The 21,267-nt window shown below is 39.2% G+C and carries 22 protein-coding genes; 10 read left to right on the forward strand and 12 right to left on the reverse strand.

The features are described 5' to 3' along the window. Positions 1 to 18 precede the first annotated feature (18 nt). The 6 genes from AC25JC_RS03775 to AC25JC_RS03800 form a co-directional block, all read right to left on the reverse strand. A complete protein-coding gene (locus tag AC25JC_RS03775; RefSeq protein ID WP_486923535.1) occupies positions 19 to 387 on the reverse strand; it encodes a DedA family protein in 369 nt (122 codons plus the stop codon). 6 nt (positions 388 to 393) lie between these two features. Then, entirely contained in the window at positions 394 to 597 is a 204-nt protein-coding gene (locus AC25JC_RS03780) for a DedA family protein (RefSeq protein WP_257224238.1), read from the reverse strand. Positions 598 to 759: 162 nt separating this feature from the next. Further along, positions 760 to 1,209: a 2-amino-4-hydroxy-6-hydroxymethyldihydropteridine diphosphokinase gene (locus tag AC25JC_RS03785; protein WP_111884984.1), complete on the reverse strand. Its 450-nt coding sequence runs from the start codon at positions 1,207 to 1,209 to the stop codon at positions 760 to 762. Then, entirely contained in the window at positions 1,166 to 1,546 is a 381-nt protein-coding gene (folB, locus tag AC25JC_RS03790) for a dihydroneopterin aldolase (RefSeq protein ID WP_111884985.1), read from the reverse strand. Before folB ends, AC25JC_RS03785 begins: the two co-directional genes overlap by 44 nt. 83 nt (positions 1,547 to 1,629) lie before the next feature. Further along, entirely contained in the window at positions 1,630 to 2,928 is a 1,299-nt protein-coding gene (locus AC25JC_RS03795; protein WP_078193949.1) for an ABC1 kinase family protein, read from the reverse strand. A 58-nt stretch (positions 2,929 to 2,986) separates the two neighbouring features. Beyond that, entirely contained in the window at positions 2,987 to 3,715 is a 729-nt protein-coding gene (locus AC25JC_RS03800; RefSeq protein ID WP_180172176.1) for a HesA/MoeB/ThiF family protein, read from the reverse strand. A gap of 662 nt (positions 3,716 to 4,377) precedes the next feature. Between AC25JC_RS03800 and AC25JC_RS03805 the strand changes: the two genes are divergently transcribed. Further along, positions 4,378 to 4,893: a pyridoxamine 5'-phosphate oxidase family protein gene (locus tag AC25JC_RS03805; protein WP_180023516.1), complete on the forward strand. Its 516-nt coding sequence runs from the start codon at positions 4,378 to 4,380 to the stop codon at positions 4,891 to 4,893. A gap of 162 nt (positions 4,894 to 5,055) precedes the next feature. On the opposite strand, the gene AC25JC_RS03810 is transcribed toward AC25JC_RS03805, so the two are convergent. From AC25JC_RS03810 to AC25JC_RS03820, 3 genes are all read right to left on the reverse strand, one after another. Continuing rightward, positions 5,056 to 6,699, reverse strand: a complete 1,644-nt coding sequence (locus AC25JC_RS03810; protein ID WP_180173440.1) for an AMP-binding protein — start codon at positions 6,697 to 6,699, stop codon at positions 5,056 to 5,058. Between the two features lie 310 nt (positions 6,700 to 7,009). Next, entirely contained in the window at positions 7,010 to 8,146 is a 1,137-nt protein-coding gene (locus tag AC25JC_RS03815) for an acyl-CoA dehydrogenase family protein (protein ID WP_078193952.1), read from the reverse strand. 318 nt (positions 8,147 to 8,464) lie between these two features. After that, positions 8,465 to 9,235, reverse strand: a complete 771-nt coding sequence (locus AC25JC_RS03820) for a 3-hydroxyacyl-CoA dehydrogenase (RefSeq protein ID WP_180133147.1) — start codon at positions 9,233 to 9,235, stop codon at positions 8,465 to 8,467. A 141-nt stretch (positions 9,236 to 9,376) separates the two neighbouring features. On the opposite strand from AC25JC_RS03820, the gene AC25JC_RS03825 reads away from it, so the two are divergent. The 4 genes from AC25JC_RS03825 (at position 9,377) to AC25JC_RS03840 (ending at position 13,081) form a co-directional block, all read left to right on the forward strand. Continuing rightward, positions 9,377 to 10,411, forward strand: coding sequence for an AraC family transcriptional regulator (locus AC25JC_RS03825; RefSeq protein WP_486923484.1), 1,035 nt, complete (start codon positions 9,377 to 9,379; stop codon positions 10,409 to 10,411). A gap of 200 nt (positions 10,412 to 10,611) precedes the next feature. Further along, positions 10,612 to 10,965: a hypothetical protein gene (locus AC25JC_RS03830; RefSeq protein ID WP_486923485.1), complete on the forward strand. Its 354-nt coding sequence runs from the start codon at positions 10,612 to 10,614 to the stop codon at positions 10,963 to 10,965. A 315-nt stretch (positions 10,966 to 11,280) separates the two neighbouring features. Next, the gene (locus AC25JC_RS03835) at positions 11,281 to 12,249 is read left to right on the forward strand and encodes an aliphatic sulfonate ABC transporter substrate-binding protein (protein ID WP_486923486.1); all 969 of its coding nucleotides are present in this window, start codon (positions 11,281 to 11,283) and stop codon (positions 12,247 to 12,249) included. 1 nt (position 12,250) lies between these two features. Continuing rightward, on the forward strand, positions 12,251 to 13,081 hold the full coding sequence (locus tag AC25JC_RS03840) for an ABC transporter permease (protein ID WP_486923487.1): 831 nt from the start codon (positions 12,251 to 12,253) through the stop codon (positions 13,079 to 13,081). A gap of 113 nt (positions 13,082 to 13,194) precedes the next feature. Here the strand turns inward: AC25JC_RS03840 and prmC are convergent, their stop codons facing one another. Both prmC and prfA read right to left on the reverse strand, forming a co-directional pair. Then, positions 13,195 to 14,013: a peptide chain release factor N(5)-glutamine methyltransferase gene (gene prmC, locus AC25JC_RS03845; RefSeq protein WP_111884285.1), complete on the reverse strand. Its 819-nt coding sequence runs from the start codon at positions 14,011 to 14,013 to the stop codon at positions 13,195 to 13,197. Next, positions 14,013 to 15,101 (reverse strand): peptide chain release factor 1, encoded by a 1,089-nt coding sequence (prfA, locus tag AC25JC_RS03850; protein ID WP_486923488.1) that lies wholly within the window; start codon positions 15,099 to 15,101, stop codon positions 14,013 to 14,015. Before prfA ends, prmC begins: the two co-directional genes overlap by 1 nt. A 367-nt stretch (positions 15,102 to 15,468) precedes the next feature. Between prfA and AC25JC_RS03855 the strand changes: the two genes are divergently transcribed. The 5 genes from AC25JC_RS03855 (at position 15,469) to AC25JC_RS03875 (ending at position 19,445) form a co-directional block, all read left to right on the forward strand. Continuing rightward, on the forward strand, positions 15,469 to 15,897 hold the full coding sequence (locus tag AC25JC_RS03855; protein ID WP_078193959.1) for a glycine zipper domain-containing protein: 429 nt from the start codon (positions 15,469 to 15,471) through the stop codon (positions 15,895 to 15,897). Between the two features lie 289 nt (positions 15,898 to 16,186). Beyond that, positions 16,187 to 16,714, forward strand: coding sequence for a hypothetical protein (locus AC25JC_RS03860; RefSeq protein WP_111884284.1), 528 nt, complete (start codon positions 16,187 to 16,189; stop codon positions 16,712 to 16,714). A gap of 177 nt (positions 16,715 to 16,891) precedes the next feature. Then, positions 16,892 to 17,899: an LLM class flavin-dependent oxidoreductase gene (locus tag AC25JC_RS03865; protein ID WP_486923489.1), complete on the forward strand. Its 1,008-nt coding sequence runs from the start codon at positions 16,892 to 16,894 to the stop codon at positions 17,897 to 17,899. Positions 17,900 to 18,132: 233 nt separating this feature from the next. Next, positions 18,133 to 18,609 (forward strand): inner membrane protein YiaA, encoded by a 477-nt coding sequence (yiaA, locus tag AC25JC_RS03870; protein WP_180007913.1) that lies wholly within the window; start codon positions 18,133 to 18,135, stop codon positions 18,607 to 18,609. Between the two features lie 263 nt (positions 18,610 to 18,872). Continuing rightward, positions 18,873 to 19,445, forward strand: coding sequence for an NAD(P)/FAD-dependent oxidoreductase (locus AC25JC_RS03875; protein WP_180115133.1), 573 nt, complete (start codon positions 18,873 to 18,875; stop codon positions 19,443 to 19,445). A gap of 981 nt (positions 19,446 to 20,426) precedes the next feature. Here AC25JC_RS03875 and ppsR read toward each other — a convergent pair. Then, positions 20,427 to 21,263 carry a posphoenolpyruvate synthetase regulatory kinase/phosphorylase PpsR gene (ppsR, locus tag AC25JC_RS03880; protein ID WP_078193964.1) on the reverse strand — a complete coding sequence of 279 codons (837 nt, stop codon included), beginning with the start codon at positions 21,261 to 21,263 and terminating at the stop codon, positions 20,427 to 20,429. Positions 21,264 to 21,267 lie beyond the last annotated feature (4 nt).

The following is a 21,267-nucleotide window of genomic DNA, read 5'->3' on the forward strand; positions in this document are numbered from 1 at the left end:
TCAGCCACGTTCACTTTATCAATGTTGATGATGCTTACGCCACCACTTCAACACCGTATAGAGCACACGTAAAAATACGATACATAATACAACGGCAATAACGATGTAAATATCTTGATGATAAGACAACATTTTCGCCCAAAACAGATGTAAATAATGACTCATTTGAAAGCCAATCGTAGCGACCAACATCGCCCAAATAAAACAGGCGACCAGATTAATCAGCACATATTTCCAAACAGGATAAGCACGCACACCTACAACAATAGGTAAAATGGTTCTAAAGCCCCAAGCAAAGCGCATAAATAAAATGGTCAAAATAGGATAACGTTCAATAAACTGGCTCGCACGATCGAATTTTTGTGCAAATTCCGCATTTGATTGGATAAGTTTTTACCCATAGCGAGCGCCCATTTGATAATAAAACTGATCGCCAATAAAACTGCCTAGCATCGCCACTGCAATCAACATTGGAAAATGAAGTATGTGTTGATGTACGGCATAGGCGCCAATCATCAGCACTGTTTCTCCTTCAAACAATGTGCCAATAAAAATCGCAATATAGCCATAGTGCTGAATCAGATCCGTCCAGTTCATATCATTATTTGGAAGCTAAAAAGATAATGTAATCCTGCGACAGCCTATACGCTAGCGCATACCATGACAGGATTTGAACATTTTTTGTTATTGTCTACTTGGGATATTTAGGGACATTTGAAATATACGTCATGAGTTTTGAAAGCATTGCGTTTCATTCGCTCAATCCACTAAAACCTTTTGGCAACTCACCATAGGAAATTGATGTGCTGGATGTTCAAACATTTCATTTTTCCAAATGTCGAACATTGGTATTTTAACATCGAGTGCTAAAGGCAGTTTTTTCGGATTAAATTGCATGTGCGCTAAGCCTTCGCCCCACGCGATCAGATCCAGATCCAAAGCGATATTATGAGACGGACGAACACGACCTGAGTCTGCTTCCATTTTTTTCAGTAAGGTGCTGATTTCATCTACAGATAAACTGCTTTTCACCAAACAAGCTGCATTCCAATAATCCGCCCCAATGCCATCACGACAAGGAATCACATAAATTTTGGAAAATTCAGCATGACCCAAAGCCTGAATTTGACGTAAAGCCAGTTGAAAATGCGGTTTAGGATTGAAATTACTCGCCAGAGCTAGGGCGAAAATCGTTTCGGTGGCGTTCAAGACGAATTCCTACAGAATTGGCTTGCGCGATAATGGCAGGCTTCCGGATGGTAATCATAATAGATTCAATGCTGTCATAGGTAGCAAAAAGTGCATCAATCACCAGTTTTGCTGCATGTTCGATCAATTTAGGTTGAGCAGTTTGAATGACTTTGGCTGATATTTCGCAAATTTCAGCATAATTCAAGGTATCTTCAAGCTCATCTGACTGAGCCGCCTGCGCTAAACTGGTTTGAATATTGAGGTCGAGCATCAAAGGCTGAATAATCTGACGCTCCCAATTGAAACAGCCGACGACAGTCTCAACTTTCAAACCTTCAATGATAATTGCGTCCATTCTTACACTCAAAATAAAATCTTAAACATCAATAAAATCCTCCTGTTTAAGCAAGAGGATTTTATTTATATCTTGCGGCTAAATTATTGCTTCAACAATAAATTAGGGTCCATAGTCTGCACCATTTGAATACGCTGGTCTGCATAAATATCGGTATATGGCGCAAGGATGCGCATAAAGCGATCGAAGTACAACATTTGTTTGAATAATAAAGCGAAGTCACGTGGGAAGCGAATACCATGACGCTCTCCGACTTGTACCATATCCATCATAATGTCATTCAAATCGGCAGGATTTGAAGTTAATAATTCCTGTGGATCAGCCAAAAGCACACCGCTAAATAAGCGCTCTAAATCAGCAGCTAAAACTTGTGTATCAATTTTGACAGCCGTCATGCCCATTTTCAGCATGTTTTCAGCCATCAAGTTGTAGTCAGTTTTTTGTAGGGCATCCATAAACGCAATACATGCTGTCCACACTTCAGGTTTCAACTGGCCCACGATACCAAAATCGATGAAGCCAACTCGACCATCTTCTAGCAGCATCAGGTTGCCTGCATGTAAGTCTGCATGGAAACTATTACATAACATCAAGCTGCCAAACCATGTATTCATCGCTGTTACCAAAACTTGCGATGGATCTTTAGCGACTTTCTTGACCACATCAAAATCAGTCAATGGTACGCCGTATAAACGTTCCATCGTTAAGACTCGACGCGTTGAATATTGGTGATAAACTTTTGGTGCTGTTGCGGCTTTGTTTTGAGTCACATTCAGATAATTCACAAAGTCGTCAAGATTTTGAGCTTCTTCAATAAAGTCCACCTCACGTACCATGCGAACTTTAATTTCTTCAACGATATCTGCAAGTGAAGCAAATTTGACTTTAGGTACAGCTTTTTCAACCAGTTTGGTTGCCCAATGTAAAACGTTTAAATCTGTATAGAGAATCGTCTCGACACCCGGCTTTTGCACCTTGATAACAACATTTTCACCACTGACCAATTTAGCAGCGTGTACCTGTGCTATCGATGCAGAAGCCAAAGGCTTTTCATCAATTGAAGCAAATATTTCATCTAAATTACGACCAGCAAATTCTGAAGCCAATACCTGCTGCACATAACTAAACGGCAATGAAGGTGTCTGATCTAAACAGCCTTGGAACTCTTCGACATATTCACGTGGAAATAAAGAAGGTGTACTTGCAATAAATTGACCTAATTTAATATAGGTTGAACCCAGTGATTCAAAAGTTTCACGCATGAGTTTTGCGTTACTTGGTTTTTCTGTCGCGTATTTAAAACCGGCTTTAGCCGCGACCACTGCGGTCTCACCCATTCGGGCAACCGAGCGAATTCCATCTAACCAGATATTGTTTTTCATAATGTCTTAGAAAAAAATAATTAACATGAGTGTAGCAAAAAAATAAGGGCTTGCTGCTTTATCTTGCCTGACAGATTGGACAATCTGGATCTTTTTCAAAAGCGAGAATTTTTTGTTTCATTGACAGACCATCCCACAACAAAAGTTTTTGTTTCAATACTGTCTTTCCTAAACCCAAATAAAGTAAAGCATGATGAGCTTGCAAACTTGCCATAACATTTGGTGTGGTTGCAAGCACACCCGAGTCTGCACAGCGCAAACTTTCATTGGCTTGTTGTTCTTTTGGAAATAGACATTCATAACATGCCGCGTTTCCTTCGACCATAAACAGTTGCCCTTGGAAACCAATCGCTGAAGCACTAATCAGCGCCACATTATTTTCTACGCAGCTCACATTGACCAAATAACGCGTGCTGAAATTATCACAACCATCGAGAACCAAATCTTGCTGTGAAATCAATGCCTTTGCGTTGCTTTCATCTAATTTTTTGGTATAGCTTTGCACTCGGATATGCGGGTTAATCGCTTGTAAGCGTTTAGCCAAAATTTCCGATTTATAAAAACCTACGTCATTTTTGGTATATGCGATTTGTCGTTGCAAATTACTGATTTCAATTCGATCTGCATCGATTAAAGTAATTTGTCCGACGCCTGCACGTGCCAATAATTCGGCTGTGGTACACCCAATTCCACCACACCCTACGATGAGTACATTGGCAAGTTTTAGCTTCTCTTGTGCATCGATGTCCCATCCATCAAGCAATATTTGACGGCTGTATAAATGCATTTCATCATCACTTAATTCAAATTCAGATGTTGATTCATTCGATTTAAACGTAGACAAAGTATTTCCTTATTAAAATTCGTCAAGCATAAAAAATGGGCGAGTTTATATCGCAGGCAAAAGATTAAAAAAACCGATATCCATCAAATGTTATTCGGCTACAAACCCGAAACAGTGTAAAAACACCCGGCTATTTGAGCAAGACAATATACAGCTTAAAGTTAGAATAAATGCTCTGTAGACATGACATTTTTCTCAGTTAGCGTATCTTCAATTACACTATTTAAAAAACAGTATCTCAAACACCTTAGTATGTAGGAACATCATCGAGGTATAGCCTATACATGTTTTAAAAATAATAAATAAAAAATATAGTTATATTTTTAAACATATTTAGTTGCACTAGAGCTGCTTATATTAGGTTAATTTTAATGATTCTTTTCTACCTTAGCCTCAGAAAATAAAACTTAATCCAAGATATTTTAAGCGTTTATGTATGCAAAGAGATTTAATCCGTAGGTATATGTATGAATTCAGTGAGAATTAAATTGCTGACATAATATGTTCGATAAACTTATGAGCTAACACACATTATTCAAATACTTTGTGCTCAGTCATATTTACCCCTTTACCCCAAAGTGATTACTTAAAAGTGGAGAATAAAAATGTCACAAGAATACGTTGAACAAGATCAGCGACAAAAATTATGGGAACTCATTAAAGACGTGCGTTTCACCATGATTAGCCATGTCACTGACAAGCAAGAAATTCATTCTCAACCTATGACTATGCTTAATTCTGATAAGATGAATGAGCATGAAAATATCTATTTTCTTATGAAAGAAAACAATGACCTTGTAGAGGCAGTCAATGCAGGTCGTAATCATCTTGGATTAGCATTCGCTAAACCTTCAGACGATATTTATGTATCAATTAGTGCTCATGGAGAAATCAGTACAGATGCGGCCCTAATCGATAAATTATGGAATCCTTGGGCTGAAAACTGGTTCGATGGCAAGACTGATCCTACTGTTCGCGTTTTGATAGCTAATGCTATTAGTGCAGAATTCTGGAATGTCAAAGACAATAAAGTCACCCATTTATTCAAAGTTTTGAAGGGCAATTTAACGGGTAAAACTCAAGAACTTGATACTGAACATAATACCCTGAACTTAAAATAAATGATTTTATTGATTTGAATTAATGCTTTAATTTTAGGTTAATTTGGATTGTCCCACAGTTAGTCAAGTGCATATATGATCTCGAATGAATGGTTTCACCAGCTCAAACATCAATTTAAAAAAGGCTGCATCAAGCAGCCTTTTTTGCGTATATAAATTGATTCAACTTACCTTTTGAATTAATTGCGCTTTGGCCACTTCTTGTTGCTTTAATAAGTTACGTTGGATTTTTCCACTCGATGTTTTAGGCAACCCATCCACAAATTCAATTTCTTTTGGATAAGCATGCTTGGATAAACGAGATCTTACATAGGCTTGTAGCTTATCCATGAGTTCTGAACTTGCTTGATATTGTGGTTTCAATACCACAAAAGCTTTGACCAATTCAGTTCGCTCAGGATCAGGCTTACCAACAACTGCCGACTCTAAAACCTCTTCACATTCTAATAATGTGCTTTCCACATCGAAAGGCCCTACACGATAGCCTGACGTTGTAATGACATCGTCTGCACGACCTACAAAATCAATGCCGCCTTCTTCGTTTAAACGAACGGTATCACCGGTTAAATAGTAGTTCCCGACAAAGGCTTTACGGTTATTGCCACCATAGCCTGTGAACCACATGAGTGGAGATTGCGACCAGTCTAATGCCAATGTTCCAATGCCACCACGTTCAATTTCTTGATAGTCTTTATTAAGCACCGCGAAACGATGGCCCGGTATAGCAAAACCGGCTGAACCCACTTTTTTGTAGTGTTCTAAAGCATGATGATTTGCAATCACCATACCGAGTTCTGTTTGCCCATATTGGTCATAAATATTGACGTTTAAATCGTGATTAAACCATTGAATCACTTCGGGCGTTAGTGGCTCTCCTGCACTACTCACAACCCGTAAATGTGATTTTAGGGATTCATCAAATTTTTCTTTAAAACCAAAGAACATACGAAATGCCGTTGGTGAACCGGTCAAATTACTGACTTTATATTTTTTGATGACTTGAAGTGCATGATCAACACTAAAAGCACGTTCATCCATAATAATGCTGTGTCCTAAACTTAATGGCCCTGCAATTCCATAGTACAAACCATAAGCCCAACCCGGATCTGCCAAATTCCAAAATGAATCTTCATCACGCAAATCAACCGCATGTGTCATATACCCTTTAAATGCCAATAACGCTTTGTGTGGCACAGGTACAGACTTGGCCAAACCGGTCGTTCCCGATGTAAACATCATTAAAAATTCATCGTCAAATGAACGTGGTATTGAGTTATATGTGGTGTCATGAAGTTGCAGCTCTGACCAAAAGTCAGGATCTGTCTGAATTGCTTGATCGGCATGCACGGTTAAAATATGCGGTAAATCAATGTGATTGAGTTTTGATCGTTGCTCAGTGTTGGTTACAATCAGCTTTGTTCCCGCAGTTTGCACCCGATGCTCAATCGCTTTGGACTCAAATGCCGTAAACAAAGGCTGATAAATTGCCCCTATACGCCATGTTGCAAAAATTGTAATCAATAACTCTGCAGTACGGGGTAATAGACCTGCAATGCAATCACCTGCTTTTAGCCCAATGCGCTGATAATAATTCGCCAATTGTGCAGAAGCTAAATCTAATTGCTCAAAAGTCCATTGTTCAGATTCACCATTTTTACCTTCCCAGATCAGTGCAGTTCGATTTTGCCCAACATAGCGCCCACAACATTCATCATAAGCATTGATTGAACTTGGCGTACCGACCAATTGTTCTGCAACCATTTTTTCAAAATTAAAATCACGATATGCTTGTTCTAGTGTCTTCATGACGACAATTCCTATCCTGTTCTCTATGATTCAAAGTGCAAGACTTTGAGGTTTATTGATCTTGTTGTTGTACCGCTGCGTACTAGTGACGATTCCTTTGCCACATCCGCTTTTACTACTTTTCTATACACCGATTGCAATGTCGGTTTTTTAGTTTTGAAACTTATACTCTTCGACAATCTATTCGTAAATTACCTATTCTTAGACTGTCTATACCTAGATAACCATGTTTGGATGTGCCCTGCAATTTCCATAACCATCAACGCCATTGCAGGGTTTGAACATCGACTAAAGTCTATTTTTTTACCTTTCACCCTTTGGTGACTTCACGTGCAATCACCAGCCGCTGAATGTCCGATGCACCTTCATAGATCTGACTGACACGCACATCACGATAAATTCGTTCTACTGGAAAATCAGATACATAACCATAGCCCCCATGGATCTGAATCGCATCTGAACACACCCGTTCAGCCATCGTCGATGCAAAAAGTTTCGCCATCGAGGCTTCTTTTAAACATGGAAAACCTGCATCTTTTAACGTTGCTGCATGGAAAATTAACTGGCGTGCTGCCTCAATTTGGGTAGCCATATCCGCGAGGCGAAATGCCACGGCCTGATGCTGTACAATCTCCACCCCAAATGCCTTTCGTTCATTGGCATATTCAACGGCTGCATCTAATGCTGCTCGTGCCATACCCACAGACTGCGCTGCAATGCCAATTCGACCTGACTCTAGGTTTGATAAGGCAATTTTATAGCCTTCACCCTCTTGGCCTAAAAGACTATCGGCAGGTATCCGACAGTCATCTAAAACTATAGTTGCTGTATCGGAACAATGCTGACCCATTTTGTCTTCTAATCGCGATACGATATAACCCGGCGCATCCGTTGGTACTAAAAAGCACGAAATCCCTTTTTTACCTGCAGACTTATCCGTTACCGCAAAAACCAAGGCTACTTGGGCATGTTTTCCTGTGGTAATAAATTGCTTGGTGCCATTTAACACCCACTCATCACCATCACGCTCCGCTTTACATTCCAATGCGCTCGCATCTGAACCCACTTGTGGTTCTGTTAGGCAAAAACAACCTAACCATTCGCCAGTGGCTAATTTTTTTAAGTATTTTTCTTTTTGTGCTTCTGTACCATAACGCTGCGTAATGCCACAAGGTAGTGAGTTTTGTACGCTAACAATTGTGGAAATCGCACCATCGCCAGCAGCAATTTCTTCTAAGGCAACAACCAAAGACACATAGTCTAAACCTGCACCCCCCCATTCATCCGAAACCGTCATGCCTAAAGCACCTAGCTCACCCAGTTCCTTAAGTTCTTGTGCAGGAAATGCTGCCGTTTTATCACGCTCTGCAGCCGTTGGTTTCAGTTTTTCTTGCGAATAGCTTCGCATCATGTCCTGAACCATTTTTTGTTCATCATTTAAAATCATGAGACTTCCTTTTCTAAATCTTTTATAGCGCGTATAGCTTTAAATTTTGGATAACTGCGGAATTAAAAATACTTTGGCTGTATAAAGCAAAGTTAGATACACGACGACGTCATTTGCAACTGTCTGAGGCAGGACGCCATTAATCTCTAATGTTTCTGTAATCTGTAAATCAATAAATACTTGATGACGAGTTTTACAAATGACTATGGTTTTGGTTACTTTTGCCGAAACAAAAGTAACGAGATAAGCTACTGTCAACGAAGTTATTCTCGATCAGACTCCGTCGTAGAAGCCTGAATAAGCAGTTTTAATAAATAACTATTTAGGCTGCATACGGATCGCGCCATCAAGACGTATCACTTCACCATTGAGATAAGCATTTTCAAAAATATGCGTCACTAATTTTGCAAACTCTTGCGGTTTTGCTAAACGTGGAGGGAAAGGCACCATTTGCCCCAAAGCATCTTGTACATTTTGTGCTAAGCCTTTGAGCATCGGCGTTTCCATAATACCCGGAGCAATGGTCATCACACGGATTGATTCACGTGCAAGCTCACGTGCAAGAGGTAATGTCATTGCAACCACTGCCCCTTTGGATGCTGCATAAGCCGACTGACCAATTTGACCATCGAAAGCCGCAACCGACGCCGTATTCACAATCACCCCACGCTCTTCTTCACCCGCTTTTAATTCATATTTAGCAATCAGTTGTGCCGCATAGCGCAGCATATTGAATGTACCTGAAACATTTATATTTAATACTTTTTGGAACATCGCCAAATCATGTAATCCGTCACGACCTAAAACTTTTGCAGAGGGTGCGATACCTGCGCAGTTCACTAAGCCATTAAGTTGACCAAATTCCACTTCAACTTGTGCAAAGAAAGCGCCGACCGCTTGTTCATCGGTAACATCCAATTGAACAAATTTCGCATGATCACCCAGTTGACGTTGCATTGCTTCGCCATGCTCATGATTCATATCCACAATAATCACTTTGGCACCCAAGCCAATCAGATGTGTTGCTGTCGCAGCGCCTAAACCCGATGCACCACCGGTCACGACGAAAACTTTTCCTTTAATGTCCATAGCATTTCCCTATTTATGATGTCTTGTTTTAAATTCGACTTAAGATGCAGAGTAAACAGAGAATTTATTCAGTACAATTTCCAAATGTTGCATCTTTTCTGATGTATTTGGACAATTCTGAACAAGGACCTATCCGAACATATGCCGAAGCATGGACTCGAATACAGTAAAGGGACGATTTCTATCGACTTGGTGCATGAAGCATTACACGATGCGCAAAAAAAGCACTTTGATATTTCTGCTATTTTGCATAAGTCTGGTATACCCTCAGAGTTACTGCTATCGCGTAAAACTAGAGTTTCTGTTTCTCAATATGCGGCTTTATGGACTCATCTTGCAGATGTGATGGATGATGAATTTTTTGGCATGGATCGGCATGCCATGCGACGTGGCAGTTTTAAGCTACTGTCGAAAATGGTCATGCACAACAGTACCTTGGGGGATGCACTTAAGCAAATCTTACAATTTTTAAATCTGGTTTTAGATGACTTGCATAGTGATTTAATCATTGAAGATCACTTTGCTTATATCGTGATCTATGACCAACATGCGCCTAAACGCATGTTCAGCTATGCCACATATTTAATGCTCATCCATACGCTACTGTGCTGGTTGAGTGGACAACGGATTTTATTAAACCAAATCCAATTTAAATGTGATGCACCTATTGATGATCACGACTACAAAGTTCGCTTCTGTGAAAATATTCATTACCAAGCCAGTCAAAACTACATACAGCTCGATGCCAGTTATTTAAGTCTACCAATCAAGCAAAACACACGTTCGTGGTATCAATTCTTACAACAAACACCTGAAAACCTTTTGGTACGCTTTAAAAACCCGTATGCGCTCAGCAGCCAAATTCGTAAACAACTGTTAGACGTTCCTCCTGCCGAATGGTTAGAGTTTTATGAGTTGGCGGTCAAAATGAATATGTCGGAAGCCACGATGCATCGCCGTCTTAAAAGTGAAGGTGTGAGTTATCAACAACTCAAAAATGATATCCGACGAGATACCGCCATCGATTTTTTAACCCATACCGATAAAAGCTTACAAGATATCAGTGAAGAACTAAATTTTCATGATCCGAGTGCTTTTCATCGGGCTTTTAAAAAATGGACAGGTGTCAGTCCTGGTGCATATCGACAAAATAATGCGCCTGAATTCAAGGCCTAAAATTTGATATTCGCTATTTATAAATTGAATATTCATCTAATTAATAGAAAATCAATAACTTAAAAATATTCAATAAATAGACTAACCATTCATCCTTGAACGATTGCTACTTTAGTCTAATTAGGTTATTTTTCACTCAATTTAAAGCGATTTGCTTATTTATTTTCCAATTCTCCTGCATCTCCTTGAAAGGCTTTCCTATGCTTAAGATGATTGATGTTCTTGAACAACAACTTGTTCAAAACTTTTCAGATTCTCTTTTCACTCAGATTGACGCAATTGATGACCTGTTTCATGAACAGCTTAAAACTGTCGCAGATATCGATTTGCAAAATTTAATCTCACAATTTTTTAGCACTGAAAATGCAGTTGAAGTTGCTCATGCGCTGGATATTCAAGCGGATGACATTGAAGCAATTCAAGCGGGTGCAAATCTAAAAGATGAACATTTAGTGAGTGCAACTGCAAAAATTATTGCTTACTGTCTTGCAGTAGAAACATCAGCTTTAGAACAAGTTGAAGTTTTCGATAGCTTACAAGACTACCCAATGTAAGTATTGATCACATATAAAAAGCAGCGAAAGCTGCTTTTTTATTGGAAAAGTTATTTTAAGTCTGTAATTCACTATAATTTTTTGAATATTCTTTACACTAAAATATCTAAGCATTTTTCATGCAAGCTTACACATTAATTTATATAACATCATTTCAACACAATTAAATCCAATAAAGTATTTTAAATCAAATACCTATATTTGATTTATACGCTTATCTCGATTACTATTATTCTTAGCATTTATTCTGTTTTGTTTCTGAAATATTTCCGTCGTATCTATGTGCTCATAATTCAACACTTGATTGTGAACGATATGACTTCCCTATTTAAAAGCTCAAAACTAATTTTTTCTACGCTGACATTCAGCCTATTCAGTAGCTCTATCTTTGCTGCTATTCCTTCGACACTCAAACTGGATTATGCCTACTATGCACCGACCAGTTTAGTGGTGAAGGAACAAAAACTCTTAGAAAAAGCTTTACCCAAGACACAAATTAAATGGGTCTTTAGCCAAGGCAGTAATCGCTCACTTGAATATCTCAATAGTGGCAGTGTGGATTTTGCCTCAACGGCAGGACTTGCAGCCGTTTTGAGTCGTGCCAATGGCAGTCCGATTAAAACTGTATACATCCAGTCACAGCCTGAATGGACGGCATTGCTTGTGGCAAAAAACTCTCCGATTAAAAGTCTGAAAGACCTCAAAGGCAAAAAAATTGCAGCGACCAAAGGAACCGATCCATTCATGTTTACTTTGCAGTCTTTGGAAACAGTCGGCCTCAATAAACGTGATGTGCAATTGGTACATTTACAACATCCTGATGGAAAAACAGCTTTAGAACGTGGTCAAGTCGATGCATGGGCGGGATTAGATCCACTCATGGCATCGGCACAAGTACAATCAGGCGCGCGTTTGCTTTATCGAAATGTTGGTTTTAACAGCTATAGCGTTTTAAGTACCAAACAACAATTTAGCCAGCAAAGTCCTGAAGCTGTTGAAGCTGTGATTAAAGCCTATGAACAAGCACGACAATGGGCCAAAGCCAATCCAGATAAATTAGCCCAATTATTGGCACGTGAGTCCAAGCTTCCATTGGCTGTTGCCAAGCTGCAGTTAAGTCGTACCAACTTTGAGCAAAATATCCCTACAGCTAAACATATTGCTGCTTTAAAGAAATCTGGCACAATTTTGACTGAGGAAGATTTAGTTCGTAAAGGAACCAATGTCAATCAAGTCATTGACCAACTTTTTGATGCACGTTATGCGAAAAAGGTTGTGAAATAACATGTCATCATCAATGACTCAACCCAAAATCGATACAGCTGTTTCGACCGCTTCCGATTCATCAAACCATATAAAACCCAAGTTGATCTTGATTTCAAAAGGTCTTGCTCTACCTGTGGTTTTATTGCTGCTATGTGAAATCTTGGTCAAAAATGGTGTTATCGAACCGTATCTACTCCCTGCTCCGAGTAGCCTTTGGCAGTCATTTATAGAGTTATCTGAAGGTGAACTTTGGCAGCATATCTGGACCAGTACTTGGCGGGTATTTTTAGGCTTTTTTATTGGTAGCGGACTTGCTCTGATTTTTGCACTCTTAGTCGGTTTGAACAAACAAGTCGAAGCATTTTTGGAACCTACATTTTCAGCAATTAAATCTATCCCCAGTTTGGCATGGATTCCCTTACTGCTCTTATGGTTAGGTATTGATGAATCCTCAAAAATCACCCTCATTGCCATAGGTGCTTTTTTCCCGACCTATACCAATACCGTTGCAGCAATTCAAGGCGTAGACCGAAAACTCATTGAAGTTGCTCAAGTTTATCGTTTGAAATATTTGAGACAGATTCGTGAGATTATTTTACCTGCAGCATCACCGGGTATACTTACAGGCTTACGCAATAGTTTAAGTTTGGCGTGGATGTTTATGATTGCAGCAGAGTTGATTGCAGCCACGCAAGGTATTGGCTATTTGCTCAGTGATGGTCGTGAAACCTCACGTCCAGATATCGTAATTATTGCCATTATTCTATTGGCGCTCTTAGGGAAAATCACCGATAGCCTGATGAAATATCTAGAACAATATCTATTGCGTTGGCGAGATGTGGTGAAGTAAACCTATTTTCTACACTTGCAAATGCACACATACAAACGCTCACATATGCATTGAAAAACAAAAAAATAAAGCGCATTCAATGCGCTTTATTTCTGACTATCTCTAATACCAAATCAATGTTGCCACTGACCTAAGCTGACACGGTCATTGCCACCATAATCTTTTACAGTCCGAACATTTCGATACCCAGCTTGTAAGAACAAATGTCTGACCGCTTCACCTTGGTCATAACCATGTTCGAGCACCACCCAACCATTCACGGTTAAATGTTTTTTGGCTTGAAGAATGATTTGCTCAAGATCTGCAAGCCCATGATTGTCTGCAACCAAAGCACGTTCAGGCTCTGTCGCCAAATCCTTCATGTGTACATCATCAGCATCGATATACGGCGGATTTGACACAATTACATCAAAGAAAGCACGACCAAAGGGTTTCAACCAAGAACCTAAGACAAACTGCACATGTTCAAGATCATGCTTTTTGGCATTAAATTCAGCAACTTCCAATGTAGGTTCGTAAATATCCGAAGCCACAATTGACCAATCTGGACGTTCACTGGCTAATGATAACGCTACAGCACCAGTTCCCGTTCCTAAATCGACCACACGAGCATCTTCAGGAAGTTCTAAACGCAGTACAGTTTCAACAAGTACTTCCGTATCAGGACGTGGTACCAAAGTATCTTTAGTCACTTTTAAGTCTAGCGTCCAAAATGGCTGAGAACCTGTGACGTAAGCCAAAGGCTCACCTGCGGTAATACGTGCAAGACTTTCAACATAGAGTTGTTCTTGCTCAGCTGTTAATTCTTGATCCTTTTTCATGATTAAATCAAAAGAATCAATCTTGGTGATATGCTCTAACAACCACGCATTTTCCTGACGTTCATAACTCTCAGGTTCACCACGATAGGCCAAAGCCTGTGCAATATTCATTAGCCACCATTCTGCTGTGCTAATAACGCCAACTGATCGGCTTGATATTCACGATGCAAACTATCTAGCAATTCAGTCAAATCACCTTCCATCACAGCATCTAACTTATACATAGTTAAATTAATACGATGATCAGTCATACGGCCTTGTGGATAGTTATAGGTACGAATACGCTCAGAACGGTCACCAGAACCTACTAAGTCACGACGCATTTCAGATGTCGCTGCATCTGCCGCTGCGCGTTTGGCATTTTCTAAACGAGAAACCAACAGCGCCATCGCTTTGGCTTTGTTTTTATGCTGTGAACGTTCATCCTGACATTCTACAACTGTACCCGTTGGAATATGGGTAATACGCACAGCAGAGTCAGTTTTGTTAATGTGCTGACCACCCGCACCAGATGCACGATAGGTATCGATACGTAATTCTGAAGGATTAATTTCAACACTAGTGTCTACATCAACTTCCGGCAAAATCGCAACAGTACATGCCGAAGTATGAACACGACCTTGTGACTCAGTTGCAGGCACACGCTGTACACGATGCGCGCCACTTTCAAATTTTAAGCGACCATATACACCTTCACCATTGATGAGGCAAATCACTTCTTTATAACCGCCGTGTTCGCCGTCATTTTCAGACAACACTTCAATACGCCAACCTTGTGATTCAGCATATTTACTGTACATGCGATACAAGTCACCCGAGAAAATTGCAGCTTCGTCACCACCTGTTCCGGCACGGATTTCTAAATAAGCAGAGTTCGCATCATTCGGATCTTTTGGAATCATCAGAATGTTTAAGTCTGCTTCAAGCTGACCGATCAAAGCTTTATTTTCTTTGATTTCCTCAACGGCCATCTCTTTAAAATCTGGATCCGTCATCATTACTTCAGCAGTCTCAATATCTTCTTCAGCTTGACGGTATTTTTTCCAAACTTCAGTGATTTCAGATAAATCACTATGCTCACGTGACAACTGACGGAAACGTTTGTTGTCTGAAATGACTTCTACATCTGCGAGTAATGCATTTAATTCTTCGTGACGGTCAGAGAGCTGATCTAATCGTAAACGTAACGATTCTTTCATTTTTCAAAAAATCTCAATACACAGGCTCTACCGCTAAACTTTCACGGATATGCCAAAATTCAAAATAATGGCGCTAGTGTACCGATAATGGGTCTGAAATGACATATATATTGTTTTCTGGCCTATCAATGACCCTAAATATCAAAGTGTGAACTTCATCACTCCTACCTTTCTCCACAAAGTCGTACAGATTTTCTGCATTCGACCATTTTTTTCACAATATTAATAAAACTTATACAAACTAGACACTCAAATCACCAAATAAAGAGAAAGCTCTCCATATTTATAGCGAATAGTTTTGTTACATTTACTGCCATCGAAATGATTAAGAAAAGTCCTCGCGTTTATGAAGGACATGGAGTGAACTATGAAACTGAATACTCTTTTAATGACAGCCACTCTAGCAACTGCTTCTATGTTCACTGTGTCTGCAAATGCAGATAGTACAACACGCGTTGCTGCAGCTAGTGCATTAGGTAGTGTTGCAGGTACTGCAATTGGTAAAAACATGGGCGGTAATACCGGCGCTACAATTGGTGCCGCTCTTGGTGGTGCTGGTGGTGCTGCGGTAGCAAGTAATAAACGCAACCGTACAGAATCTGCTATCGGCGGTGCTTTAGGTGGTGGTACAGGTTATACTGTTGGTAAAAGCATGGGCGGTACAAACGGTGGTTACATCGGCTCTGCACTAGGTGCTGCTGGTGGTGCTGCTCTAGGTAATAAAATCTCTAAAGATAAAGCTTACGACAAACACCAAGAACGTAAATACAAAAAACGTTACCGTCGTCGTCACTAATTCAAAATTAGTGAGTCCTTATTGAATAGTGAAAATAGCACCTTCGGGTGCTTTTTTTATGTATCGCCTTTTTTCAAATGATAAATACAACTTTATTTATTGCACCTCATACATATGTAGATTTACCTTCTCTCCAACCAAGCCATCAATCATGTAGAAATAAAGTGCAAAATTTACATTGCAGCAACGGAACACGTATTTTATTTCACATCACGCTCCAAATATTCGCTATGTGTTTTTATATATTGATATCAACAGATAAACATCATGCTTCGTAAGGAGTTTAAAAATGAAAATTAATAAAATTCTATTCAGTGCAGCAATTGCCGCTTCAGCACTTACTATGACTGCAACACATGCAGGTAATAGCACCAATACTGCATTAACATCTGCTTTAGGTGGTGTTGTTGGTGCAGCAATCGGTAACCAAGTTGGCGGCCAAACTGGCGCAATGATTGGTTCAGCAATTGGTGGCGGTGCAGGTGCAGCAGCATCGGCAAACAAACGTGACCGTAATGGTGCCATCATTGGTGGCGCACTTGGTGGCGCGGGTGGTTATACCGTAGGTAAAAACATGGGCGGCACAAACGGTGGTTATATCGGTGCTGCACTTGGTTCAGCTGGTGGTTCTGCACTAGGTAAAAAAGTGTCTGAAGACCGTCGCTATGATGACCGTTATAATGGTCGTTATGATGATCGCTATGACCGTCGTTATAACAACCGTGGCTATCGTACCAATAATTATAGCTACCACGACCGAGGCTACCGTGGAGACAATGGTCGTCACTTAGGTTGGTACAAAAACGGTAAACGTTAATCGATATATTTCAATGAAAAAAATCAGCACCTTCGGGTGCTTTTTTTGTATATAAAAAAGTTTAGATATATCTAAAGTTGTCTTTTCACACCGCCCCACGACCATATCGAGTTTATTCGATATACATTAGGCTTTTTATATCGTATTATTTCGATATAAAGATCTCTGAGAGAAAACATGCGTACTCTAGCCGATACAAAATTTTCAATACTTGAACTCGCACCTGTTCGAGATGATAAAACCATCGAATTTTCGCTCAAACATGCACTCCAGTTAGCACAGAAAGCAGAACAACTTGGCTATGACCGTCTATGGTTAGCCGAACACCACAATATGGACGGCATCGCAAGTTCTGCAACTGCGGTTTTACTCGGTTATCTCTTAGCAAATACACAATCCATCAAGCTCGGTTCAGGCGGGATTATGTTGCCCAACCATGCGCCTTTAGTTGTCGCTGAACAATTTGGCACACTTGAAACGTTATATCCTGGACGTATTGAACTCGGCTTAGGTCGGGCACCAGGTACCGACCAAACCACCATGCGCGCACTACGCCGTGGCCGTCAGGAAACCGAAGATCAATTTCCACAGGATGTCCTTGAGATATTGCAATACTTTAAAGCACCTGAGCCACAGCAGCGCATCATTGCCACACCGGGACAAAATACACATGTTCCCGTATGGCTGCTAGGTTCAAGTTTATTCAGTGCACAACTCGCTGCACGTTTAGGTCTACCCTATTCTTTTGCTTCTCATTTCGCACCACGCATGCTTGGACAAGCGATTCAGCTCTATCGTGAGAATTTCCAAGCATCCGAATATTTAGATCAACCTTATGTCTCTATGGGCGTACCAACGGTTGTTGCTGAAACAGATGAAGAAGCAGAATATCTGGCAACGAGTGCTTACCAACGGGTTTTAGGTTTAATGCGCGGTCAAAGTTTAAAACTCAAAGCTCCAGTCGACAGTATGCAAGGCTTATGGTCTGCTGCAGAGAAGATGTCTGTTGATAATTTCTACGCTATGGGACAAGTCGGTTCAAATGCAACCGTTCGAGCGGGTTTAGAAAACCTACTCACCAAATATGACGTTGATGAATTTATTTTCACCTGCGACATTTACGATACCGATAAGCGCATTGAAAATTTCGAACGTTTAATGCAAATCAAAAATGATCTAGCTTAAGACTCTAAGCTTAATGATTTAATCCAAGCGTTTAATCCGTCTAAAGGTAGAATTGTGACTACATTTTTTGTGGCTCTTTAGACGGATAGCAGTCAACAGATAATATGGTTTTGGCTAACAACGACCAAACCTGTACTTAAAAACCATCATTGCCTCAACGAAATAATTGCTTTACTCATTTTTATTGCTGTATAAATATTAAACATAAGCAAAACAAAGAGAAAAATAAGCAGATGAGCCAATATATTAATAAACCCACACCCGCATTTATCGCAGCAAGTTGGTGTGCACTGATCTTAGGCGCTGTGGTGTTTTGCATAGGTTTATTCAATGCAAATATGATGTTGAATGAAAAAGGCTTTTATCTCATTTTATTGCTTTATGGATTATTTTCATCGGTTTCACTACAAAAAATCATTCGTGACCGTTTAGAAGGAATGCATGTCACTGCAATCTACTTTGGACTGTGCTGGGCATCCGTCATTATTTGCCTCGTACTTCTTGCCATTGGTCTATGGAATGCTGAACTGGCATTAAGTGAAAAAGGTTTTTACATGATGGCTTTCCTAATGAGTCTGTTTGGTGCAGTTGCTGTACAAAAAAATATTCGTGATATGGACTATTTACGTACACATACCGACCAACCCGAACTTAAACATTCAACCACGAGTCAGCTTGACTATAACTCATCAGATGATGAACCACTTTAAAACTCACAAAATTTATAGATCTCAAAAGCTGTTCATGCAGGTCGCTCATTGTTTTATCGATCTGCTTGAGCGGTTAATGAACTACAACGCATAAAAAAATCAGTTCACTCCTAGAAATGTATAAATGACAAGGGCCAAGCAAATCAATTCTAGACAAATTGTATGACTCATCAGACTGAAAAAACGCTTTACCCCGACTGGCCCATCACAGAATATATTCCTATCTAAGACTCAACTAAAAAAACAAAAGACAAGGAATAAATATGGCCAACAAGCAGGATGCAACCCACCATATTTTTAATAATCATCTAGAGGATTTTGAACACTTTCGTGGAACGATCATCAGTTCAGAACAGATCAAAGATTATGACTTTAAGAAGCAAAAAATCGCAATTATTGGGATAGATCAGCATGTGGTCTCTGAACTACATCATCTATGTCAGGTTGCAGATAACATCATGGTCTATCAAATCAAACCGCAATTTGTCTTACCACGCACCGAACGTCTACTGAATAAATTAATCCAGCACCCACTGATTGCAAAAAATCGACGTTTATTTAGCAATCGTATTAAGAGTATTTTGGCGATTCGCTTTTTAGAAGATCAAGTGCCGAACCATTGGTTAAGACATTTACTCAGTCCAAATACCGCAATTCAAAATAAAACTTTTCTAAAATCTGATCATTATTATGCTGCATTACAGCAGCCCAACTGCATCTTAAACACTTGGCCGATTGCTAAAATTCAGAGTAATTCAATCACGGCTTTAGATGAACATGCGTTTGAGTGTGATGTCATTGTTCGCAGTGAATCTAACCAATCCAAAGAAAAGTAATGACATTGCAATTATTTTCACATGACATCTATTAAATTTTTGTGATTGATCAAAAATCACAATACCAAAAGCCATCTCTGGCGGCTTTTGGTAGCTCCCCTACTATATTGGATACTTCAATTCGATAAGGCTAAAAATTCTTATAAACTCATAAATGAAAAATAGCTTTATCAGCTCTATTGCATAAATCATGCATCAGCATTACGCCTGTAGATAGAGCGAGTTTATAGAGGTGTAACTTTGAAATAATTATGATCAATATAGCTATAAGAAGATTAGTCAAACCAATAATTTTTTCAGTGCTTATTTTTTTACACAGCTCTATTTACTCTTTAACTGTAAGTTGAAAAATTTATATTGATGCTTATGTTCAACCGATATTTACCTATATTGTTATCTATATTTAATAGGAAAATAACAGATTGAAATCCAGTTTAAATATCAATTTATATCGGAGTTTAGAGCCTGAATGTTATTAATTTGACTATTTTTCACCCACATCAATTAAATAAATGGTGCCATTTCTTTATATTTAGTATCCAAAAGCAACTGTTTGATTATTTTTTATTCTATTTTTTGCATATTTTTTTAGCAGTTAAATCAGTATTTTTTGAAAAGTTGATTAAATATTAAACTAAATCAGCTAAATCTTGTATTTACACAACTCATATCAAGTGGATTATTCAGGCTTAATTCATAGATAAAAATACAACAAAACACGGATTCTTTTAAAAGATTCATGCTGTCAATTTGGCGATATTTTATAAATTTTCATCCAAAGAAATTTATCGAATTGGTACACAAATGAATGCAAAAATTGCTTAAAATTTAAGTCTAAATATTGAGGAAAATTTTCATCAATATCTTAAATATTTATCATTCATTAAAAGTATGACAAACCAGAAATTAATACTATTTTTATATAATTTATACGGTAATTTATTATTATCAGAAGAGCCACCAAAGTGGCTCAATTTACACTTAACCAATGCGACGCTTCAGTCCGGTCATTTGTAAAACACGTGTTGAAATTTCTTCAATCGACATTTCTGACACGTTTAAGTATTTGATTCCTTCAGAAATATAAATACCTTCAATCGCACGTAGTTCCATTTGGCACTGACTAAAACTTGCATAACGACTATTGGCCTTACGCTCTGAACGAATTGCTACAAGGCGCTCTGCATCAATCATCAAGCCAAACAACTTATGTTTGTGCTCACGTAAAACTGCAGGTAAACGATTGTCATCCAAATCTTCTTCTGTCAAAGGATAGTTCGCTACACGAATACCAAATTGTAAAGAGAGATAGATTGAAGTTGGTGTTTTACCCGAACGTGATACCCCGATTAAAATCAAATCAGCTTTATCATAATGACGAGTACGTGCCCCATCATCGTTATCTAAAGCAAAATGCACCGCATCAATACGTGCTTTATAAGACTCAGAATCTGTTACTGCATGGGTCTGACCGACTAAAGTCGTAGGTGCTGTACCCAACTCGTCCGACAATTTACTAATAAGCCCCTCAAAAACATCAAGATTTATCGCATTTGCAGTATTAATAATGTCACGTACATACGGGTCTACAAGGGTATCAAACACCAAAGGCTTTTGACCGTCTTGCTGCGCTCTAAGATTGATCTCTGCAACCACATTTGTAGCAGCTTCTTCAGAGGTAATATATGGAATAATATGAATGTCAAAATCCACATGAGGGAACTGGGCTAACAGTGAGTGTCCAAGGGTTTCTGCGGTAATCGCGGTACCATCCGAAACAAAGAAAACACTACGCTGAATCTGTTTACCTTCTGACATTAAA

The sequence above is a fragment of the Acinetobacter sp. P37 genome (assembly GCF_057480965.1).

Excerpts from the sequence above, each read along its gene's own strand:
- prmC (WP_111884285.1), bottom strand. The coding sequence starts at position 14,013 with ATGAATATTGCACAGGCTTTGGCCTATCGTGGTGAACCTGAGAGTTAT.
- prfA (WP_486923488.1), bottom strand. The coding sequence starts at position 15,101 with ATGAAAGAATCGTTACGTTTACGATTAGATCAGCTCTCTGACCGTCAC.
- AC25JC_RS03830 (WP_486923485.1), top strand. The coding sequence starts at position 10,612 with ATGCTTAAGATGATTGATGTTCTTGAACAACAACTTGTTCAAAACTTT.
- AC25JC_RS03825 (WP_486923484.1), top strand. The coding sequence starts at position 9,377 with ATGCCGAAGCATGGACTCGAATACAGTAAAGGGACGATTTCTATCGAC.
- AC25JC_RS03815 (WP_078193952.1), bottom strand. The coding sequence starts at position 8,146 with ATGATTTTAAATGATGAACAAAAAATGGTTCAGGACATGATGCGAAGC.
- AC25JC_RS03875 (WP_180115133.1), top strand. The coding sequence starts at position 18,873 with ATGGCCAACAAGCAGGATGCAACCCACCATATTTTTAATAATCATCTA.
- AC25JC_RS03835 (WP_486923486.1), top strand. The coding sequence starts at position 11,281 with ATGACTTCCCTATTTAAAAGCTCAAAACTAATTTTTTCTACGCTGACA.
- AC25JC_RS03865 (WP_486923489.1), top strand. The coding sequence starts at position 16,892 with ATGCGTACTCTAGCCGATACAAAATTTTCAATACTTGAACTCGCACCT.
- yiaA (WP_180007913.1), top strand. The coding sequence starts at position 18,133 with ATGAGCCAATATATTAATAAACCCACACCCGCATTTATCGCAGCAAGT.
- AC25JC_RS03810 (WP_180173440.1), bottom strand. The coding sequence starts at position 6,699 with ATGAAGACACTAGAACAAGCATATCGTGATTTTAATTTTGAAAAAATG.
- AC25JC_RS03820 (WP_180133147.1), bottom strand. The coding sequence starts at position 9,235 with ATGGACATTAAAGGAAAAGTTTTCGTCGTGACCGGTGGTGCATCGGGT.
- AC25JC_RS03860 (WP_111884284.1), top strand. The coding sequence starts at position 16,187 with ATGAAAATTAATAAAATTCTATTCAGTGCAGCAATTGCCGCTTCAGCA.
- AC25JC_RS03805 (WP_180023516.1), top strand. The coding sequence starts at position 4,378 with ATGTCACAAGAATACGTTGAACAAGATCAGCGACAAAAATTATGGGAA.
- ppsR (WP_078193964.1), bottom strand. The coding sequence starts at position 21,263 with ATGTCAGAAGGTAAACAGATTCAGCGTAGTGTTTTCTTTGTTTCGGAT.
- AC25JC_RS03855 (WP_078193959.1), top strand. The coding sequence starts at position 15,469 with ATGAAACTGAATACTCTTTTAATGACAGCCACTCTAGCAACTGCTTCT.
- AC25JC_RS03800 (WP_180172176.1), bottom strand. The coding sequence starts at position 3,715 with ATGCATTTATACAGCCGTCAAATATTGCTTGATGGATGGGACATCGAT.
- AC25JC_RS03840 (WP_486923487.1), top strand. The coding sequence starts at position 12,251 with ATGTCATCATCAATGACTCAACCCAAAATCGATACAGCTGTTTCGACC.
- AC25JC_RS03795 (WP_078193949.1), bottom strand. The coding sequence starts at position 2,928 with ATGAAAAACAATATCTGGTTAGATGGAATTCGCTCGGTTGCCCGAATG.
- folB (WP_111884985.1), bottom strand. The coding sequence starts at position 1,546 with ATGGACGCAATTATCATTGAAGGTTTGAAAGTTGAGACTGTCGTCGGC.
- AC25JC_RS03780 (WP_257224238.1), bottom strand. The coding sequence starts at position 597 with ATGAACTGGACGGATCTGATTCAGCACTATGGCTATATTGCGATTTTT.